Genomic DNA, 20334 nt, shown 5'->3' with positions numbered 1-20334 from the left:
TTCGCCTCGTACTACTTGGACAAGGCCGTCGAAGCGGCCTCCGTCGGCTCGACGGGCGCGCCGTCGCGGAGCTTTTGCAATTGGCTCGTCACGACTTTGTCGCCTGCCTTGAGCCCTTTGAGAACCGTATAGCGTTTATCGTCGAGCGGGCCGAGCTCCACGGGGCGTTGCTTCACCACCGCACCGTTCTTGCCGTCACCCTCCGAGACGAAGACGAAATACTGCCCGACCTGCCGCGTGATGCTGGACGCCAGCACGCGCACACCGGGGTGCGTGTTGAAGACGACCCGGGCGCGCGCCACCTGCGCCGCACGCAGCGTGCCCGTTTCGTTGGGGATGACCGCCTTCACCAGAACGGACTGCACCGCCGGATTGGCCTCCGGCGCGATGAAGTGGATGGGCGCCTGCCCCACCACCTTGCCGAACGGATCGAGGATCTCGATGCGGCTCTTGTCGGTGAGCTCCGCCAGCTTTTCCACCGGCAAGTTCACGTAGGCCTCGAGGTTCGTGTTGTCGTCGACGCTGGTCAGCTTGGTCTGCGCCGAGACCAGGTCGCCGATCTTGATGGGGATGTCGCCCACCGTGCCGTCGAAGGGCGCGGTGATTCGGAAGTAATTCAGCTGCGTATTCTGCGCGGCGATGCTCGCCTCCTGCGCATTCACGTCTTGTTCGGCGACCGCGCGCGCGCTCCGCGCTTGGTCGAACTGCGCTTGGGTCACCAGCCCCTCGCGGAACAGACGGGTGGAACGCTCTTCGTTGCGCTTGGCCAGCTCCAGGCTCGCCTCGCGCTGGCTCTTCGCCGCGACCTGGTTGGCCAGGTTCGCCGCCTCGCGGCGCGGATCGATCTGGAGGAGTGCGGCGCCGCGCTTCACGCTCTCGCCGGGCTTGACGAGGATCTGCACCACCACGCCGGTCACCTGCGGATAAACCGCGACATGATGGCGCGAAACCAACTGCGCCAAGTACTCCGTGCCGTCGACGAGCTCTTCGTCGTGCAGCGTCTGCACGTCGACGGGAAGCTTTGGAGCCTCGCCGCCGGCCGCCTCCGTTCCTCCCGCCGCTTTCCCACATCCGCAAAGCGCGCCCAAAACGAGTACCGCCGCTAAAGTTCGCATCCGTCGCTCTCTTCGAAACCCTTCGTTGACCGGCCCTCTGAAATTTCAGCAACCGAGCTTGAGGGGGCCAGAGTTCATGGGGCCTCTCCCGACCGACTGCAAGTCCAACGATTACAAATCGTTAAGGTCGTGGACCGAAGACTTCGTCTGCGCGGGCCGAGAACTCTCGTGTTATTTCATAGGCTTGCCGTTCGAGAGGCTCGATGCCCACGAGCCGGAGGACGCGGCGTGCCCCCTCGGTCCTAGCATCGTTCAGCGCTTCACACACGGCATCGAAAATCGTGGATGCGTGATGTTGCGAGGCCGTCACGAACGGCAGTGCCGGGCTTGGACGCGTCTCATGTAGGATGCGGATCGCGTCCTTCAAAGTAGGATGGGCCCGCAAAAAATGCGCATAGGAGACGTTGTCGATGGCCGCAACGTCGGCGGAATGTTCCGCCACATCGCGAAGGCTCCGAGCGTGGCTGCCGCTGACCGACACCTCGTGGAAGAAGGGCGCGCGCGCCCCGACGGACGCAAGCGCGTCGCCAAAAAGGTTCCGACCCGAGTTGGACTCGGGGTCGTTGATCACGGCGTGACGGCCGAGGAGATCTTCGAGACGGCGAAACGGGGATGCCGCCGCGACGACGATGAAGCTGCGATGCGTGGCGCCTTCGCAACCCGGCCAGTCGTAGACCGGTGTGCCGACGATCTGCAAGGTGCCGGCGAGGCGTGAGATGAACGGGTAGCCACAGGTTTGCCCGAAGAGGAGGCGCTCGTTCCAGATGTCCTCGAGCGGTCCGCGCGTGAGGGCCGCGGGCACATCGGCAATGCCGCGCGCACGCAAATGCTCCGCGATGATGGCCCAGAGTTCGTCGTTGGCGCGCGTCAAATCGCCGCCGTCGTACATCCCGAGGTTGGCGAGGTGGCTCAAAGGTTCTCGATGTCGATGATGGGCTTTACCGCGTGGGCGCGCACCAGCGAAAGATAACCCGCCGAGTGAACGACGTGCGAGCTTCGAATGCGGGTGCGCTCACGCCGCCACATCGCGGGCAGCTCGAACCAGGGGACGTGCGGAGCACGGTGGTGCAGCACGTGGAAGTTGTTGTTCAAATAGAGGAGGCGAAAGAGCCATCCCGCCTCGACGACGGTGGTTCGCCGCTCGCGGATCGCATCGACGCGGTGCTCGGCGAGCGAGCGCAACAAGGTCAGCGCCGTGCCGGGGTAGACGAAGACGAGAAGGTATTTCCAGAGCGGCATGCCGGCGACGCCGAGGACCCAGCCGAGCACCCACGCGATCGCGACGGCGTGAAGCGCCCAGATGCGGCGCCGTCCGGGTTCGCTACGAACCAGGAGCACCACCTCCTCGGCGAGAAATCGGCCGATGGTGACGAAGGGCCCGAGAACGAGCCGCCCGAGCGCCGTGGTCTGGGTGAGAAAGAGCACACGCTGCCATCGCGTCATACGCCTCCACGCCGCGCGGCTGCAGAGCAGCGACTCGGGATCGTGCTCCGGGTGCGTCAGGTGCGCGGTGGCGTGGTGACGCCTGTGGCTATCGCGGTAAATCTCGTACGGAAGCCATAGCGCGAGTGGCGGCGCTCCAAGGGCACGCCCGAGCCACTTGGCCCCGGCCGGATGACCATGGATCGTCTCGTGTTGGAGCGAACCATGCCACGCCACCACGAAGCCGCCGAGCAGCGCGAGGATGGGCAGCGGCAGCGCGCGGTGCGCATAGGTCAGCGCAAGCCATCCGCCGTAGGTTAGAAGGGCAACGAGCCAGGTCGGACCGTGAAGACGCGCCCACATGGCACGTCCCGTTTGACGGACATACGTCTGTTATAAAGGAATTTCCATCCCACGCAACCGCGGATGCAGCCAAAAACAGCCAAGGTCCACACATAGAATTTTCGTACTCGAACCATTTGAAGAGGCGGCCCGGGCGCGGCAATCTAGCGGGGTGAGCTCACAAGTGATTCGTGAACCCGTGACCTCGAAGGATGGCGCCACCTCGGAGCTGCAGGTGTTTCGCGCAGCCGATGAGCATGCGCCGGTGCTGCTGGTGATTCCCGCGATGGGAACGGCGGCGGGCTATTACGACAAATTGGGCGCCGCCTTCGCCGAGCGCGGTGTGCATGCGGCGCTGTTCGAGTTGCGCGGCAATGGCACGAGCAGCGTGCGCGCCTCCCGCGGGACCGATTTCGGCTACGGCACCCTCATCGAGCAGGACATTCCGCCGGCGGTCGAGCGGGTGCGGGCGCTGCTTCCACGCGCGCCGCTCTTTCTACTCGGGCATTCGCTGGGCGGGCACCTGGCGTTTTTGAGCCTCGCGCGCGAACAACTCGGGCACGACGTGCGCGGGGTGGCCCTGGTGGCGAGCGGACTTCCGCATCACATGGCGTGGCCCGGCATGGCCAGCCCGGGCATTCGCGTGCTCGCGCGCTTCATGAAAGCGACGTCGGCGGCCGTCGGGCACTACCCCGGCAAGCGTCTCGGTTTCGCCGGCCGCGAAGCACGCACCGTCGTCTCGGAGTGGGCGCACGCGGTGGCGACGGGCGAGTTCTCCTTCCCCACCACGTGGACCGGCAGCGTCCCGCCCGAGCAAGCCCTCGCGCGCGTCGAGTGCCCGGTGCTCGCGGTGACGTTGGCCCGCGACACGTTCGCGCCGAGCCGCTCGACCGAGTTGCTCTTGGCCAAGGTGCCCCGGTGCAGCGTTTCACGCATTCGCTACATGCCCGATGCGGCCCTGCCGGAGGCGGCGGGCAACCACAATCGATGGCCGCGCTACCCCGACGCGGTCGCGACATACGTGTCGAAGTGGGCACTCGGCATCACGCGTCCCGCGTCCGTACACCCGCCGGCCGCGGGCTCGCCATCGTGATCATCGCGACGGCGATCACGATGAGCACCGTCGCGAGCAGCGTCCGCCCCGACATGCCCTCCCCGCCGAAGAGCCATCCGAGAAGCAGCGCCACCACCGGATTGACGAAGGCGTAGGTCGAAACGGTGGCCGCGGGCACCTGCTCCAGCAGCCAGACGTACGCGCCGAACGCCACGATGGAACCGAAGACGATGAGGTATGCGAGGGACACGATGGACCGCTGCGTGACCCGCGCCACATCGAGCGCGCTCCACTCGCCGAAGGCCCCCGAGACGAGAATCAAGAGCACGCCACCGGCAAACATCTGCATGGCGGCGGCTTGCAGCGGCGCCTTGGGCACCAAGCGGCCGCGCGCGTAAAACGATCCCGCTGCCCAGGAAAGAGCGCCCAGGACGAGCGCCACCGACGCAAGAACGTCCACGTGGGCATGCTTCGCGTCCGGGCGGATCAGTGGAAGCAACCCCGCGAAGCCCAGGACGAGCCCCATCGCCACCCACCGGTTCGGCATCGCGCGCGCGCGCAGGGCGCCGAGAACCACCATCCAGAGCGAGATGCTCGCCGTCAGCAGCGCCGAAATGCCCGACGGAACGCGCTGCGACGCCCAACCGAGCACGCCATGGCACCCGACGAACAGCATCGCACCGGAAACCGTGGCCATCGACCAACTCCGCCACGACGGCGCCGGCACGCCACGCGCGCGCAAGTACCCATACAAAAGCGCGCCGCCCACCAGCACACGCACCCCGGCCGCCATGAGCGGGGGAATGGTCGCCGCCGTGTAGCGAATGGCGAGAAAGGTGGAGCCCCAAAGGATGTAAATCGCGGCAAAGGCAAGCAGGCGTGGCAGCCAACCCGTGGTATCTCGCGAGGGCATAACCGTTGTAGCAGTCGTCACAGGTTAGAGGTAGGGAAGGCTCTATAACCTGTCAACGGCCTTTGGTCCTGGTTACATTGCGCACGTGGACCGCTACGTATTCGATTTTCTGGGGGGTTGCACCTGCCTTGATTTCATCAACACGGTGAGCTGGCGTGACTCGGAAACGGCGGCCGTGGAGCGGTTGTCGAGCTACTCGGATATTCTTTCGTGGGCCACCGCCGGCGGTCATCTCGATCGGCAGCAGGCGCGACGGCTGCGCGCGCGGGTCTTGAGCCATCCCAAAGAGGCCGATACGGCCTATGCCGACGCGGTGCGATTTCGGGATGCCCTCTTCCGCGTCATCGTGGCCGAGCTCGAAGGGCAGACGTCCGATCCCTCGGACCTGGCCCACATGAATGCGTTGATCGCGGAGGCCGCGGCGCCGCGCCGGCTCGTGCCCACGGACTCGGGTTTCGTATGGCGTTGCGATGACGCAAATCTGCGTTCGCCGCTTTGGCGGGTGGCGCTTTCCGCGGCCGACCTTCTGCCGTCATCCGATTTCGCCCGCGTGCGAAAATGCGGATTGAAGGATTGCGGCTGGCTCTTTCTCGACACGAGCAAGAACAAAACGCGCCGTTGGTGCCGTATGGATATCTGCGGAAATCGTTACAAAGCGCAGCGCTTCTACGAGCGAAAGCGGCTAGCTGCGGCCCGGCTTGGGGATGAGTGACGGAGGGAGCTCGCCTTTGGCTTCGCGCTCCCGCTCCTGCAGCAACGCCCGCAGCGCGTCGTTGTACGTGGCGTAAACGTTTGCCTGCACTCCATCGAGGACGGCGCTCGTGTACACGCTCGTTCGGGTGTTCAAATCACCTCCGAACCGGTAGGTGCGCCGGCAGAATTCCTTAATGAGGATCACGCGGTTTTCCCCGTAGGCGCGCGCGCCCGAGGGCTTCACGACGAGACCTCGAAGGTCGATGATGACGTCGACGGGAATGCGCCCGATCTGCCTGAATTGCGCGGACACTTCGCGCCGCCATCGTGTCGCGTCGCGCTGATCGCGCAAAATGACATCGTCGTACGAGGTCAGTACGAAGTCGTGCTCGGGCACGTAGCGGAGGGTGACCGTCCAGGCCATATTTTTTCGAATCTTCCTCCCCGTCGGACGAACGGGCAACCGACCGTATTGAACCAAAAATAGGAAACGGTTGCTTCCTTCAGTCTGCCACGCACGCGGCCTCCAAGGTAGACTCGTTTCGTGGACTCCAGGAGAACACGCATCGTTCGGCTGCTCGCCGAACGCCGGCCGTACTACATCGAAGGTTGTGAGCGGCTCATCGCCGAGGCCCCGCCCGAAACCGTACGGGATCACACGCCCGAAGCGGCCCGGCAGATGACCGACGGCCTCTTGAAGCTGCTGGTCGAAGGCCTCGAAGATCGCGGGGCGGACGTGCGTGCACTCTACATCGATACGCTCATCCCGGCGCTCGTGGCTTCGGGCGTGCCCATGCGCGGAATCGTCGGAGGGGCGGTCCATTTGGGGTTCATCATTTCGCACGACGTAGCGCGTCATCTCCCGCCCGAGGAGCGGGAGATGGCCTCCGAGTGGTTCGCCAACTTCTACGCGGACTACATTACCGAGCTGGCCACGGCGGTCGCGAAGGAGCAGGCGGCGCTGGGAGCGTTCCGAGCATGACGTTGGCGGCGATCCTCGGGAATTCGCTTTTCGACGCCGTCGTCGAAGCCAGCGGGCTCGCATCGGTGTTCGGCCCCGCGGTGATTGCGCGAGCCCTGAATCGCGTTGGCGTGAACAGCAGGACGATGACCCGGCAAGATCTCGCACGCGCCCTGCCCGCCCTCGAGCAAGCGCTGCTCATCTACCTGCCGCGTAACGAAGTGCGCGCGCGTCTAACCGCCATCGAGCAGCTCGCGGCGGCGCGCTAACGTTCCTGACTTGTTTCGAGTCGGAAAGGCAATAGCCGCCAGTAAAGCTGGCGTAATTCGGCAATTAGCAATTACCGCGCGTGGCGCTATTTGAGGAATAAATAGCAGGAAGTCTCGAAAGCGCCTCGGCGTAAGAAGGAGTCGAGTCGGACAACGAGCCAATGGCGGCTCGTGGGCTGCGCCGTTGGCTCGTTGCCGCTCGTACATCCGAGGGAGCTTTCATGCATTCGACGAAACTCATTTCGTGTTTTGCGTCGTTTTCCATTCTTGGTCTCGTGGCGTGCGCGAACGTCGCCGACGAAGCCGTGGACCCGCAGCAAGAGACGGTCGAAACCACCGCCTCCGAGCTGCGTGCTCTTCAAGACAACGAGAAATTGGGGCCAATCAGCTACGGCCAGAGCAAGACCGTCACGTACACGGAAAATCCACTTTATCGCGCCTACAGCTTTTCGGGAACGGCAGGGGATTCCATCGAGATCACCGTTCACTCGACGACGTCCACCGACGCCATGGCCTGGCTTCTCGCGGCGGATTACACGACGCTGGCCTCCAATGACAATGCGAACAGCAGCACCAAAGATTCGCGCATCGTCTTTCAAATCCAAACGACGGGCACGTATTGGATTGCAGTACGTGAGGCCAATCAGGAAGATGCAACGTTCACGGTCACGCTGAATGGGAATGGCAGCGGAACGCCGGACGGGATCTTCGATCCGAACTATTGCTCGGGAGGAACGCCTTTCACCTTGCAACAGGCTTTGCGCTATTTCGCGCCGGGCGCGAACACATCCAGCACCATGGTCAACCTCACCTCGCACAAGCGAAGGCGCTCGTGCAACAAGGTCACCGGATGCGGCGCTTGGCAGACGAACAACGGCGCCATCGTCTGGACACACGATTCGACGACAACACTCGATACGGCGTCGATCCTTGCGAAAGTGGAGTCCGACTCCTCCGTCCAACTCTATGTCCAGGGCAGTGGATCCAAACAGGCTCTCCGCTGCGGCCCGGCCGACAGCGACGGAACCTTCCCCTGCATCGGTAACCCAAGCCAGGGGTGCGACGGCAGCCATGGCTTGAAAGACTCCACGGCCATCGTCAACGCGCTACCCGAGCTCCACGCGTCGACCACGTGTTTCCATGCGAAAATGAGCGGATCTACCATCAGCTCGAGCTCCGCGGACTACGTCGAGACCGAGGCGGTCCTGTACGGGACGACCCTCAGCCCGACCAACTGACGAAGTCGCGCACAGAGCGGACCGGGGGAGGTAAGCTGCGGGCGAAGCCATGCTCGTTCGCCGATTCGTCGTCTTCGCACTGACCTCGATCTCCTCCCTCGCGTTCGTGGCGTGCGGTTCCACGCCGCCGCCCGCCCCCAAGCTCACCCAGGCCGCGCCCGAACCACCCCCACTCCGCCCCCTGCCGGAAGAAGTCCATCTGGCCGACCTGCGCCAGCTGACCATGGCCGGCGAAAACGCGGAGGCCTATTGGGCGTGGGGCGGGCGTGAGCTCATCATGCAGGCGCGCACCGGCGACAGCGGTTGCGACCGCATTTATCGGCTTCCCGTGGCCTCGCCGACGCCCATTCCGGTGTCCAGCGGGAAGGGCGCCACCACGTGCTCCTTCTTTCTGCCCGACGACCAGGAGGTCATCTACGCGTCGACCCACCTGGGCGGCGAAGCCTGCCCGCCCAAGCCCGATCACAGCCAGGGCTACGTCTGGGCGCTCTACGACACGTACGATATTTTCAAGGCCAAGGCCGATGGCACCGGCGTCCAGCGCCTGACGGACACCAAGGGCTACGACGCCGAAGGCACCGTCTGCAAGAAGGACGGCTCCATCGTCTTCACCTCCGTCCGCGATGGCGACATCGATCTGTACCGGATGGACAAGGACGGTAAGAACGTGCGCCGCCTGACCACCGGGGTCGGCTACGACGGCGGCGCGTTCTTCAACGACGATTGCTCGAAGATCGTCTGGCGCGCCTCGCGACCGCGCCCGGGCAAGGAGCTCGACGACTACAAAGCGCTCTTGGCGAAGAACCTCGTGCGGCCGTCGAAGCTCGAAATCTACGTGGCCAACGCCGACGGGAGCGATCCCGTGCAGATCACCTATTTGAACGCGGCGTCGTTTGCGCCGTTTTGGCACCCGTCGCAGAAGCGCATTCTCTTTTCGTCGAACTTCGGCGATCCGAAGGGGCGCGAATTCGATATTTGGGCGGTCAACCTCGACGGCACGAACCTCGAGCGCATCACCTACGCGGGCGGCTTCGATGGGTTTCCGATGTTCTCGCCCGACGGCAAGTCGCTGGCCTTTTCGTCGAACCGGGCGACCGCGCCGGGCAAGCACGATACGAACGTGTTCGTGGCGCGCTGGGTCGACTCCGGAGGCACCATCGAGCCGCGCGCGGCCGATCGCATCGCCACCGACATTCGCTGGCTGGCCGATCCCGAGCGCGAAGGACGCGGCATCGGCACCAAGGGACTGGAAGCCTCGGGCGCCTACCTCGAGGAGCAATTCCGCACGGCGGGCCTCGCCCCCGCGGGCGACGATGGCACCTACCGCCAGGGATTCCCCGTCACGACGGAACTCAAGGCGAGCGGCGAGACGAAGTTCGTGGTGGGCAAGACGGAGACGAAGAAGGAAGACTTCGTCGTCATGGGGTATTCCCCTGCCCAGGCCGACGTGAAGGGCGCATTGGTCTTTGCCAATTATGGCATCGTGGCCAAAGAGCTGGGTGTCGACGACTATGCCAAGACGAAGGTCAAAGGGGCCATCGCCGTGGTGCGCAGGTTCGTGCCCGAGTCGCAGAAGTTCACCGCGACGGATGCCAAACGGCGCTACGGCGACATTCGGCTGAAGGCATGGGCGGCCAAGGAGCGCGGAGCGAAAGCGCTCATCGTGGTGGACGATCCCGCTCCGCCCGAGAATGCCAAGGCCGATTGGAAGGCGCCGCCGGATGCACGCCTGCCATCGCTCGACGTGGAGGGGTATGGCGATGCAGGCATCCCCGTGCTGGTGGTGAAGCGCGATGCGTTCGCGGCGACGATGGCCAAACTGAAGATCAAGGCCAAGGTCGGCGCGCAGCTGCGGGTGGCGCTCTCCGAAGTGAAGTCCAATGCGTTCAACGTCGTGGCGCGCATCGAGGCCGGCGGCGACAAGCTCCCCGGCACCGTCGTGGTGGGTGCGCACTACGATCACCTCGGGCTGGGCGGGCACCATTCGCTGGCGCCTGGCAGCAACGCACCGCACGTCGGCGCGGACGACAATGCCTCGGGCGCGGCAACGTTGCTCCACGTGGCGCGCACGCTCGCGGCCAACAAGGCGCAGCTCCGGCGCGACGTGGTATTCGTCGCGTTCTCGGGCGAAGAGTCGGGCATTTTGGGCTCGTCGTACTTCGTGCGGGCGGCGAAGGAAGGGAAAAAGGGCGCGCTCGATCCGAAGAACATCGTGGCCATGCTCAACATGGATATGGTCGGCCGCATGCGCGACAACCGGGTCCAGGTGCTGGGCACCGAGACGGCGCGCGAGTGGTCGGAGGTGGTGTCGGCGCAATGCGGAGTCGGTGCACCACTCGACTGCGCCATGGGCGGCGACGGCTACGGGCCCAGCGATCACATGTCGTTCTACACGGCCAACATACCGGTTTTGCACTTCTTCACCGGAACGCACTCGGACTACCACAAGCCGAGCGACACGCCGGACAAGATCAACTACGCCGGGGCGGCCCGCGTGGGGTGGCTGGTGGCCGACATCGCGCGCAAAGCCGCAGTGGATGAAAAGCCGCCGACCTTCCAAGGCGGCGCCCAGGGCCCCTCCCCGCGCGGCGACATGCGCAGCTTCAACGCGTCGCTGGGGACGATTCCCGATTACGGCGGCCCCGGCGCGGGCAAGAAGGGTGTGCTCTTGTCCGGCGTGCGGCCAGGCGGCGCCGCCGACAAGGGCGGCATGAAGCGCGGCGACATCGTCGTGCGCCTCGGCGCCCACGAAATTGGCAGCGTCGAAGATTTGATGTTCGTCCTCAACGCCAGCAAGCCCGGAGAAACGGTGCCCGCCGTGGTCATCCGCGAGGGCAAAGAGGTCAAACTCGACGTGACCTTCCAAGAAAACCCCCGCCCCCGCTGACGAAAAGAGAGAGAGAATTCACAGGAAGACGGGAAGACGGGAAGGTCTGAGTTTTTTCAGTCAGCTCCGTTGGCCAACTGGAAACCCCAAAAAAGCGTTCCGCGACGGACGTGCCGAAACCCCTTCCCGTCTTCCCGTCTTCCTGTGAATCTCCTCTCTTTAGGCTATAGAGGGCTCCACTGTGCAAAATCTTCAGATTCCGTATCGGTCGGTTCAGCGCGTCTATTTCGACGATTTGGATGCGCTCAATCTCCTGCACAACGTCAAGTTCGTGCTCTTCATGGAGCGGGCCCGCGGGGCGTTCATCCATTCGCGCGGATTTCGCTGGGAGGATGAACTGGCGATCAATCCGGACAAGTTTCACGTCATCGCGGCGCACGAGATTCGTTATCTGAAGCCGGTGCGCGGGGAGTGTGAGCTGGTCGTCGAGATTACCCCGACGCACCTTGGCACCACGTCGTTCATCGTCGAGGCGCAGGTGAAAGCCCTGCACGGGCCCACCTTGCACGCGACGGGGACGACGCGGCTCGTGCGGCTCGACCCGACCACGCACACACCGTGTCCGTGGAGCGACCGGTTCCGCGCCAGCATGGCACCGCTGATTGTGACCAAGAGTCCATAGAGCGCTCCGTAGTCCGCGCGACACGCGAGAAGTTGTATACGCACACGAAAGTGCGGAAGAACCGAGCGGATGCGTAGACACCTGCCGAGCTGAGCGTTGAGATCGCTCCTTGCTACGCGGTGTTTACCCCCATGAAGAACCTTCGACGTGTCCCTGGTGTGATCGTGGCCGTGGGCATCGCGCTGGTCAGCAGCGCATGCCTATTCTCCTCTTCTTCTTCGGACGACGACCCGGGCTACGGCGGCTGCCGCACCGACGCCGAGTGCACGCCGCCCGGCCAACCGTGCCGGGAGAACCGATGCGTGGCCGGTGTTTGCACGGAAGGAAACGTCCCCGCGGGGGTCGACTCGCGAAGGTCGGCAACGAACCTCGTGTGCCATCGGCTGGTGTGCGACGGCAACGGCGCCGAGAAGTCCGTCGTGGATGTCACCGTCGTCAACGACACGCCACATGACTGCAAGCAGACGTCGTGCACCACCGAGGGCAATCCCGCCTTCACGCCCAGCACGGGCGACGTACCGGAGGACAAGGCCGGCGATTGCAAAAGGCCCACGTGCAGCGCGGATGGTCTCCCCGCGAGCACGAACGACGACGCGGATCCTCCACCGCCGAGCGACTGTATGAGCTACACCTGCGCGAACAGCACCATCAAGGGCACGCCGATCAACCAAGGCAAGGTGTGCGCACCCACGGGCTTCTCCTGCGGTGCGAGCGGAAAGTGCGACACCTGTCCGGCCCCCGACGCGAGCTGCACCGACCCGGGCCCTGGCAAGAACGCGCGCTCATTCAGCACGGCATACCATTGGGGCGACATCGGACGGTGCGATAGCGGCGGCCGCACATTTTGCGGCGTGCTCGCAGCAGGGCAGACGGCCTATTTCCGATTCCGCGACGACGGGACTGGAGCATTTTGCCAGCTCGATCCGCATATCGAAGTATCGCCCACCGCAGAAGTTTCGCTTTGTGTCGGTAGCCAATGCACCACCACCGGTGGCATGTCCTTCTCGAGCACGTCCGGCCAGGAGATCACCTTCTCCGTAACCGCAAAAACTGCGTGCACGGGCTACACCCTGTCATTTCACCTTTGAGCTAAGAGGCTTTTGAGTCGGGTAGACGCCAAGAACGCCAAGAGTGTGAGGTTCATGGACGAGCGCTTTCTTCACTCCACCCCATATCTTGGCGGCCTTGGCGCCTTGGCGGTTCGACCCATCTTTGGCTGAAGATACGAAGCTGTTGCAGTTCATGTGCCTCGGTTAAGTGGAGACTTCCTGCAGCGCGCGTGCATCATACGACTCGCGCGCGCGCCGCACGGCGTCCTGGTGGTCGTTCGCCCATTGGCAGAGCGATCGCACATTTTCCATGAGGGCGCGGCCCAGCGGCGTAAGCCGATACTCGACGTGCGGTGGAATGACCGGCTTGACCTTGCGCGCGACGAACCCATCGCGCTCGAGATCGCGCAACGTCACCGTGAGCATCCGCTGCGAAATGCCGCTGATCAACCGCCTCAACTCGGTGAAGCGAAGCACCTCGTGCTCGCCCAGGTGAAGGATGCAGATCACGCTCCATCGGTCGCCGATGCGGTCGAGTACGTCTCGCGCAAGACATGCGCATCCACTTTCCACATTCGATTTCGCCGCTGCTTTTCTCATTGGTTACTTTAACCTTCCTTCGTTCCGACGGGATGCCTCCTTGCCGCTCGACGCCGCAGACAGCACCTTCGGTTCCTAAGAGTAACGAAGAAGTTCCTAAAGGGAACCAAGAAACGGTCGAGAACCATCCCGGGGCTGGACCAATTTTCGACCGACCCTATCGTAGGCACCATTGCGCCCGTCCCTTCTCCAAGCGGAGAAGGCCGGGGCGGTGGTTCGACCTTCGAGGATGGTCGAACGGGCAGGCGCGCGTGAATTGGACCGCTGGAGATCTTTTTCAAATGATCGAGTGGAAGAGCGTTGGATTGATTGGGGCGATGTTGGCGATTGCCGGCTGCGCGAAGGGCGACGCCGCGCCGCAAGGAGGAGGAGTTCCGGTCAAGGTCCAGACGGCTGTCTTGGCCGACACCGATGAAACGTCGGAGTTCGTCGCGGAGGTCAAGTCGCGGAACTCGGTGGAGCTGCGGCCCCAGGTCGAGGGGCACGTTTCCAAAATTCTCGTTCAGTCGGGAGCGGCCGTAACGGCAGGCGCGCAGCTTTTGCAGATTGACCCGCAAAAGCAGCAGGCGGCCTTCACCAGCGCAAACGCGGCATCGGGCTCGGCGGAGGCCGAGTTGTCCCGAGCGCGATCGACGCTGGCCGCCTTGGAGTCGACGCGCGATGCACGGCGCGCCGCGCTTCGATTGGCGCAAACCGAGCAGAAACGCTCGGCGTCGCTCTTGGGGTCGAATACGATTTCGCAGCAGGCCTTCGATCAATCGCAGACGGCGCTCGATCAGGCCAAAGGCGATTTCGATGCGGCGGAGCAACAGGTGGCCGCGCAAAAGTCGGCCATTGCCAGCTTGGAAAGTGGACGGGCGCAGGCACAAGCCAGTGCGCAGGTGCAACGGGCGGAGCTCAAATATTACAACATTGCGGCGCCCTTCAACGGCACCGTCGGTGACATCCCCGTCAAGATCGGCGACTTCGTCACGCCGCAGACGCTGCTCACCACCCTCGACGATCCGAAGATGCCGCTCGAAGCGTACATCTCGGTGCCCGTCGAGCAGCAGGCGCGCTTGAAGCTCGATTTGGCGGTGCGCCTCGTCGATGCCGATTCCAAGCTTCTCTCGAAAGGTGCCATTTCGTTCATCGCACCGCGGGTCGATTCCGCGTCGCAGACGGTGCTGGTGAAGGCCCGCATCGACGATGCGTCTCAGCTGCGCACGCAGCAACTTTTGCGCGCGCGCATCGTGTGGAAGTCGACACCGCAGGTGAGCATCCCCACCACGTCGCTCTCGCGGCAGAGCGGGCTCACCTTCGTCTACGTTCTCAACGATGCCAATCCGCCCACGGTGGCGCAGCGCCCGGTCAAGCTGGGCTCGACCACCGGAAACGACGTGGTCGTCTTCGACGGCGTGAAGCCGGGCGAACGCTTCGTCACCGCCGGTATTCAAAAGCTCCGCGATGGAGCCCCCGTCACGCCGGAAGCGCCGACAGCTGAGAAGGCCGCGGACGCGAAATAAGGAGAGCACGCCGTGTTCGTCGAATTTTTCATACGCCGTCCGGTATTCGCGAGCGTCTGCTCGCTGCTGATCGTCCTCGCGGGCGCGATCTCCATTCCATCGCTGCCCATCGCGCAGTACCCCGAGCTTGCGCCGCCGCAAGTCGTGGTGACCGCCACGTACACCGGCGCCAGCGCCGAGGTCCTCGAGAGCGCGGTAACCACCCCGCTCGAGCAACAGATCAACGGTGTCGAAGGCATGAAGTACATGCAGTCGACCAGCACGAACGACGGTGTGAGCACCATCACCGTCACCTTCGACGTCGACCGCGACCCCGACTTGGCCGCCGTCGACGTGCAGAACCGCGTGTCGCAGGCCACGGGTCGATTGCCGAACGAGGTGAAGGTCACCGGCGTCTCGGTGAAAAAGAACTCCGCGGCCTTCGTTCTGGGCATCGCGTTCTACTCGGAGAACGACGTCTACGACAACGTGTTCGTCAGCAACTACGTCGACCAGTACGTCAAAGACGAGGTCAAACGCGTCAAGGGCGTCGGCGACGTTCCCATGTTCGGCGAGCGCAAATACTCGATGCGCCTCTGGCTCGATCCTGCGCGCCTCGCCACGCGGCAGCTGACCGCCGGCGACGTCGTGCGGGCGCTGCAAGATCAGAACGTGCAGGTTGCGGCCGGGCAGCTTGGCCAGCAGCCGGCGGTGAGCGGCCAGCAATTCCAGGTGAGCGTGCGCGCGGTCGGCCGGCTCAAGGACGCTTCGGAGTTCGACGACCTGGTGGTGAAGTCCACCAGCGACGGGACGCTGGTGCGACTGCGCGACGTCGGTCACTCGGAGCTCGGCGCCGAGGACTACAGCCTCTCGGCCATCTATCGGAACGTGCCCAGCATCGGCATGGGCGTTCTGCAGCTGCCGGGCGCGAACGCGCTCGACGTCGCCCACAACGTCAAGGCCGAACTCGAGCGGCTCTCCAAGAGCTTCCCGCCCGGTCTGAAGTACAAGGTGGCCTTCGACTCGACGCCGTTCGTCGAGGACTCCATCAAGGACGTGGTCGAGACCCTCGCGGTTGCCATCGTGCTGGTCATCGCGACCATCTTCCTCTTCTTGGCCACCTGGCGGAGCACGTTCATCCCGGCCATCACCATCCCGGTGTCCTTGGTCGGCACGTTCGCCTTCGTGAAGGCGTTCGGCTTCACCATCAACACGCTCACGTTGTTCGGCATCACCTTGGCCACGGGCCTCGTCGTCGACGACGCCATCGTGGTCATCGAGAACATCGAGCGGTTCATGCGCGAAAAGCACATGAGCCCGCGCGAGGCCGCCGGCGCGGCCATGAAAGAGGTGTTCGGCGCGGTCGTGGCCACGTCACTGGTGCTCATCGCGGTGTTCGTGCCCATGGCCTTCTTCCCGGGAACGACGGGCCGCATCTACCGGCAATTCTCGGTGACCATTGCCATCTCGGTGGCCATCTCGGCGTTCAACGCCATCACCTTGACGCCCGCGCTGTGCGCGCTGCTTCTGCGGCCGCATGGCAAGGTCAATGCGTTCTTCGAGCGGTTCGAGCGCATGCTCGAGGTGGTGAAAGACCGCTACGGCCGGGTGCTGCGCACGTCCTTGCGATGGCGCGGGCCCGTCACGGTGGCCTTCGTGATCTCGCTCGGCGTGACGTACTGGATGAGCCGCGTGGTTCCGACCGGCTTCGTGCCGGAAGAGGATCAAGGCTACTTCATCGTGGCCGCGCAGACGCCCGAGGGCTCGTCGCTCGAGTACACGAGCAAAGTGTTCAACAAAGCGACGGATGTTCTCATCCAGCAGCCCGAGGTGCTCGGCGCCTTCGCCGCCGTCGGATACGGCTTCGCCGGCAACGGCGCGAACAAGGGCGTCATGTGGGTCATGATGAAGCCGTTCGCGGAGCGCCGTGGCGAGCAGCACTCCGTGGCCTCGGTCATCGCCCGCACCCGCGGCGCGTTGTTCGGGATCCCCGAGGGCTTCGTCGTCGCCTTCCCGCCCCCGCCGATTCAAGGCATCGGCAACCTCGGTGGTTTCCAATTCGAGGTGCTCGATCGCGGCGGGTCCAGCTTGCAGCAGCTGGCCGGCGGGACCTGGGGTCTCATTGGTGCAGGCAGCAAGGAGCCGCAGCTCAAAGGCCTGTTCTCGACCTACAGCGCCAACGATCCGCAGCTGGTGGTGGAGGTTGACCGCGGCAAGGCGCGCGCGATGAACGTGCGTCTCGACGAGGTGTTCAGCACATTGCAAGTCTTCATGGGCTCGCAATACGTGAACGACTTCGACTTCTCGAACCGTTCGTACCGCGTGTACGTGCAAGCGGACGCCCGCTTCCGCGCGCAACGCGAGCACCTGAGCGAATTCTATGTGCGCTCCGAGTCGGGGCAGATGATTCCGCTCGGAACGTTGATCAACGTTCGCGAGACCGTCGCCCCACAGGTCATCAGCCATTACAATCTGTTCCGCTCGGCGGAGATCAACGGAACGTCGGGCGATGGGTTCAGCAGCGGGCAGGCCATCGAGCACATGGAAAAGCTCGCAGCAGATCTGCCCAACACGATGACGTTCACCTGGTCCGGCCTTTCGCTCGAGGAGCTCGAGGGCGGAAAGCAGACCACGTTGCTCTTCGGCCTGGGTTTGCTCGTCGTGTTCCTGGTGCTCGCGGCGCAGTACGAGAGCTTTGCCCTCCCACTCATCGTCTTGCTCGGTGTTCCGGTCGCCGTTCTCGGCGCACTCGGTGCCCAATGGGCGCGCGGGCTGCAAAATGACGTATTCTGCCAAGTGGGACTCGTCATGCTCATCGGCCTGTCGAGCAAGAACGCGATTCTGATCGTCGAGTTCGCACAGCAACTCCGCGAACGCGGCGAGACCATCCTCGACGCCGCAGTGGTGGCCGCACAGACCCGTCTGCGCCCCATCCTCATGACGTCCCTCGCCTTCATCCTCGGCGGCCTCCCCCTGGTCTTCGCCAGCGGCGCCGGCCGCGCCGCCCGCCACTCCCTCGGCACGGCGGTCCTCGGAGGCATGATCGTCTCGACCCTCCTAAACCTCCTCCTCATCCCGGTCTTGTACGTCCTCATCGAGTCCGTCCGCGAACGCCGCAAGGCCCCGAAGACCGCGTCGATTCCACCGAGCGAGGGCGGCCCAGAACCCCTCGCAAGCCCGGCAGAGTAACGGCTGGGAATTTACAGGGAGATCGGGAGATCGGGAGCAGTGAGTTTTTGGTGTCAGCGCGACTGCGTTGAAAACCCAAAAACCTCCCGATCTCCCTGTTAAATTTTCTTATGGTTAACGGGGAGGAAGGACGGCGACGACGCGGACGGGGCCGCCGGAGCCGCCGCCGATTTTCATGGGCAGCGCGATGACCAAAGCGCCCCGCGGTGGCAGCTCCTTCATCGACGCCACATTTTCGAAAGCGGGGATGTCGGCGCCCAGCAAGATGCGGTGGGTCATGAACGTCTTGGACGGGCCGTTGTCGATGCTCGCGGTGTCGATGCCCACGGCGGCGACTTGGCGGGCGACGAGGGCGCGGGCGGCGTCTTCGCCAATGCCCGGGAAATGCAAATTGGAGGCGTCGCCCGGTTTGTCGTCGCCGAGGTAGCGCTTGCGATCGGGCCAGCGTTCGGACCAACCGGTACGAACGAGGACGATGGTCTTTGGCTCGATGCGGCCGTGGGCGCGCTCGAAGGCTTCGATGTCGCGGACGCTCAGCAAGGTGTCGCGGTTTTGCGCGGCTGCGGCAGAAATGTCGATGACCGTCGCCGGGGCCATCAATCGGTCCAATGCAATCTTGTCCGCCGTCGCTTTGCCTTCGGCGAAGTGAATCGGCGCGTCGAGGTGCGTTCCACCATGCTCCGCGCTGCACATTTTCGCGGAGGCGTAGAAATAGCCGCCCTCGGTTTGGCCCCAATGAAGCTTGTCCAGCACGAAGCCGCTCGTATCGGTTGGCCAATACACCGTGGTGGTGTCGTACGGATACGAAAGATCCACCAGGCGGGCGCCCGGTTGCCATGCAATGGCATCGACATGTGCGGCGTTAAGATGCGGCGGTTGCGGCGAATGCGCCGGCTGGGGCGGTGAATTCGCGGCGCACGCCGTCAGCGCAAGCGCAGCGGCAAGCGAAAGTCGGATCATGGTGCTGCCTCCTCTTCGCGAGAGGTATAGCGCCGCTGGTTAGGAACGAAATCGATTTTTCAAACCAAGGAATGGCATTTCGAAAAACCGGTACGAGCCCCACGCGAGTGCAAACGTAATGCACGTCGCCAGGACGAAAAGGACCGGCGCCAAACGCCATGCGTCAGGCAGCAGCCATTTGACCCCGGTAATCACCGATACGTGAAAGAGGTACATCCCATAACTGACCACGCCGACGAGCCGCAACACCGGAATATCCAAGAGCTTCGACAGTCCATGGTCGCCTCGAATGCACACCGATGCGACGAGGAGGGCCATCACGATATGAATGACGAAAAGAGGTGTCCCATCCGCGGCGAGCAGCCCAGCCAGGGCCAAAAGAAGGATCGGCGCGCTGCATCGTCGACCTAACATCGTATCGACGGCCGAGAAGCTCTTCCGGAAATGAAGCGCATAGGCCACGACGGCCCCCAGGCAGATGGGCGTCGCCATGCTCGTCAGTATGCGATGCGCCAAACCCGTGGAATCGACGTACGCGGCCAGATGGCCGTGTTCCAACGTGTAATCCAGCGCGAGGCACCCCAGCATGAACACGGCGGGAAGGTGCATCCGGCCGCGCGCTCGGAGCACCCAAGGCCAAACGAGATAAAATTGCTCTTCGACGGCCAGTGACCACGAAAAGCCGAACACAATCGCGTGGGGCACGTCGAAATCAACGAACCAATTCGACGTGTAGGTCGAATAGAACGGCAAGTTGCGTAAGAAATGACTGCGGATTGGCGAATCTGGAAGAAGGAGCCAGCCCCGTAACGCATAGAGACCGAGCACCGCGTAATAGAGTGGGAAGATGCGCAGCGCGCGGCGCACGTAAAAGTTCTTCAGCGAGAGGCCTTCGCCTTCGCGAAGAAGCAAGGTCGTGATGAGGAACCCGCTGATCGCGAAAAAGAGGTCCACGCCAAAGGGGCCGCGCCCCAAGATGCCCTCCAGCGGTCGCGGCGTCGCGTGGTGCCAGATGACCGGGAGAATGCTCAGGCAGCGCAGCCCGTCGAGCGAGGCGAAGCGCGCGGTGCGATGGTAGGCCTCGAAGCGCACTACAGCTTGGTCTTGGCTTCGCGCAAGATGACGCGAAGCTCGGCCTCGGTCACCGGCGTGACGGAAAGACGCGAGCGCCGGACCAGCGCCATGTCGGAAAGCTCCGGGTGGGCCTTGATGCGCTCGAGCGTGACCGGCTCACTCAGCTCTTTGACGGGGGCGACCTCGACCACGCTCCAGTCCTCACCGTCTTCGCTGCTCGGATCGGGGTAGGCCTCCTTGACCACGCGCGCGATGCCCACCACCGCCTTCCCCTCGTTCGAGTGGTAAAAAAGGCAGGTATCGCCCTTCTTCATCTTGCGCAGGTTGTTGCGCGCTTCGAAGTTGCGGACGCCGTCCCACACCGTTTTCTTGTCCGAGACGAGCTTCGAAAACGGATAGACCGACGGCTCACTTTTTATCAGCCAGGCACTCATGAATTCGGAGATTAGCCTGACGGAAACG

At 63.9% G+C, this 20334-nt stretch carries 19 protein-coding genes; 10 read left to right on the top strand and 9 right to left on the bottom strand.

What is annotated here, in order from left to right; all coding sequences use genetic code 11:
* Positions 1–11: 11 nt before the first annotated feature.
* From LVJ94_10460 to LVJ94_10450, 3 genes are all read right to left on the bottom strand, one after another.
* Positions 12–1115: an efflux RND transporter periplasmic adaptor subunit gene (locus LVJ94_10460; protein ID WXB07652.1), complete on the bottom strand. Its 1104-nt coding sequence runs from the start codon at positions 1113–1115 to the stop codon at positions 12–14.
* 121 nt (positions 1116–1236) lie between these two features.
* The gene (locus LVJ94_10455; GenBank protein ID WXB07651.1) at positions 1237–2028 is read right to left on the bottom strand and encodes a PhnD/SsuA/transferrin family substrate-binding protein; all 792 of its coding nucleotides are present in this window, start codon (positions 2026–2028) and stop codon (positions 1237–1239) included.
* On the bottom strand, positions 2025–2900 hold the full coding sequence (locus LVJ94_10450) for a fatty acid desaturase (protein ID WXB07650.1): 876 nt from the start codon (positions 2898–2900) through the stop codon (positions 2025–2027). The genes LVJ94_10455 and LVJ94_10450 overlap by 4 nt, the downstream gene beginning before the upstream one ends.
* A 178-nt stretch (positions 2901–3078) precedes the next feature.
* Between LVJ94_10450 and LVJ94_10445 the strand changes: the two genes are divergently transcribed.
* Complete coding sequence (locus LVJ94_10445; GenBank protein WXB07649.1) at positions 3079–3972, top strand: alpha/beta fold hydrolase; 894 nt, start codon at positions 3079–3081, stop codon at positions 3970–3972.
* On the opposite strand, the gene LVJ94_10440 is transcribed toward LVJ94_10445, so the two are convergent.
* Entirely contained in the window at positions 3923–4846 is a 924-nt protein-coding gene (locus tag LVJ94_10440; protein WXB07648.1) for an EamA family transporter, read from the bottom strand. The genes LVJ94_10445 and LVJ94_10440 overlap by 50 nt on opposite strands.
* Before the next feature lie 85 nt (positions 4847–4931).
* On the opposite strand from LVJ94_10440, the gene LVJ94_10435 reads away from it, so the two are divergent.
* Positions 4932–5558 carry an ABATE domain-containing protein gene (locus tag LVJ94_10435; protein WXB07647.1) on the top strand — a complete coding sequence of 209 codons (627 nt, stop codon included), beginning with the start codon at positions 4932–4934 and terminating at the stop codon, positions 5556–5558.
* On the opposite strand, the gene LVJ94_10430 is transcribed toward LVJ94_10435, so the two are convergent.
* Positions 5529–5963: a hypothetical protein gene (locus LVJ94_10430; GenBank protein WXB07646.1), complete on the bottom strand. Its 435-nt coding sequence runs from the start codon at positions 5961–5963 to the stop codon at positions 5529–5531. The genes LVJ94_10435 and LVJ94_10430 overlap by 30 nt on opposite strands.
* A gap of 120 nt (positions 5964–6083) precedes the next feature.
* Here LVJ94_10430 and LVJ94_10425 point away from each other — a divergent pair, with 120 nt between their 5' ends.
* From LVJ94_10425 to LVJ94_10400, 6 genes are all read left to right on the top strand, one after another.
* On the top strand, positions 6084–6521 hold the full coding sequence (locus LVJ94_10425; GenBank protein WXB07645.1) for a hypothetical protein: 438 nt from the start codon (positions 6084–6086) through the stop codon (positions 6519–6521).
* Complete coding sequence (locus LVJ94_10420; protein ID WXB07644.1) at positions 6518–6769, top strand: hypothetical protein; 252 nt, start codon at positions 6518–6520, stop codon at positions 6767–6769. The genes LVJ94_10425 and LVJ94_10420 overlap by 4 nt, the downstream gene beginning before the upstream one ends.
* 221 nt (positions 6770–6990) lie before the next feature.
* A complete protein-coding gene (locus tag LVJ94_10415; GenBank protein ID WXB07643.1) occupies positions 6991–8007 on the top strand; it encodes a PPC domain-containing protein in 1017 nt (338 codons plus the stop codon).
* Between the two features lie 49 nt (positions 8008–8056).
* Positions 8057–10894, top strand: coding sequence for a M20/M25/M40 family metallo-hydrolase (locus LVJ94_10410; GenBank protein WXB07642.1), 2838 nt, complete (start codon positions 8057–8059; stop codon positions 10892–10894).
* 181 nt (positions 10895–11075) lie between these two features.
* Entirely contained in the window at positions 11076–11516 is a 441-nt protein-coding gene (locus tag LVJ94_10405; protein ID WXB07641.1) for an acyl-CoA thioesterase, read from the top strand.
* 131 nt (positions 11517–11647) lie between these two features.
* Entirely contained in the window at positions 11648–12604 is a 957-nt protein-coding gene (locus LVJ94_10400) for a hypothetical protein (GenBank protein ID WXB07640.1), read from the top strand.
* 165 nt (positions 12605–12769) lie between these two features.
* On the opposite strand, the gene LVJ94_10395 is transcribed toward LVJ94_10400, so the two are convergent.
* Positions 12770–13165 (bottom strand): helix-turn-helix transcriptional regulator, encoded by a 396-nt coding sequence (locus LVJ94_10395; protein ID WXB07639.1) that lies wholly within the window; start codon positions 13163–13165, stop codon positions 12770–12772.
* Between the two features lie 281 nt (positions 13166–13446).
* On the opposite strand from LVJ94_10395, the gene LVJ94_10390 reads away from it, so the two are divergent.
* Both LVJ94_10390 and LVJ94_10385 read left to right on the top strand, forming a co-directional pair.
* Positions 13447–14670: an efflux RND transporter periplasmic adaptor subunit gene (locus LVJ94_10390; GenBank protein WXB07638.1), complete on the top strand. Its 1224-nt coding sequence runs from the start codon at positions 13447–13449 to the stop codon at positions 14668–14670.
* A gap of 12 nt (positions 14671–14682) precedes the next feature.
* Positions 14683–17838 carry a multidrug efflux RND transporter permease subunit gene (locus LVJ94_10385; protein ID WXB07637.1) on the top strand — a complete coding sequence of 1052 codons (3156 nt, stop codon included), beginning with the start codon at positions 14683–14685 and terminating at the stop codon, positions 17836–17838.
* Positions 17839–17952: 114 nt separating this feature from the next.
* On the opposite strand, the gene LVJ94_10380 is transcribed toward LVJ94_10385, so the two are convergent.
* From LVJ94_10380 to LVJ94_10370, 3 genes are read right to left on the bottom strand one after another with little or no spacing between them, the layout of a single operon-like run.
* Entirely contained in the window at positions 17953–18798 is an 846-nt protein-coding gene (locus tag LVJ94_10380) for a cyclase family protein (GenBank protein ID WXB07636.1), read from the bottom strand.
* A gap of 39 nt (positions 18799–18837) precedes the next feature.
* Positions 18838–19890, bottom strand: coding sequence for an acyltransferase (locus LVJ94_10375; GenBank protein ID WXB07635.1), 1053 nt, complete (start codon positions 19888–19890; stop codon positions 18838–18840).
* On the bottom strand, positions 19890–20306 hold the full coding sequence (locus tag LVJ94_10370; protein ID WXB07634.1) for an EVE domain-containing protein: 417 nt from the start codon (positions 20304–20306) through the stop codon (positions 19890–19892). The genes LVJ94_10375 and LVJ94_10370 overlap by 1 nt, the downstream gene beginning before the upstream one ends.
* Positions 20307–20334: the final 28 nt, after the last annotated feature.

This window comes from Sorangiineae bacterium MSr11367, assembly GCA_037157805.1.
Classification (GTDB): domain Bacteria; phylum Myxococcota_A; class Polyangia; order Polyangiales; family Polyangiaceae; genus Pendulispora; species Pendulispora rubella.
Note: the sequence above shows the minus strand (reverse complement) of the source record. Positions and strands in the feature narration are given on the sequence as shown.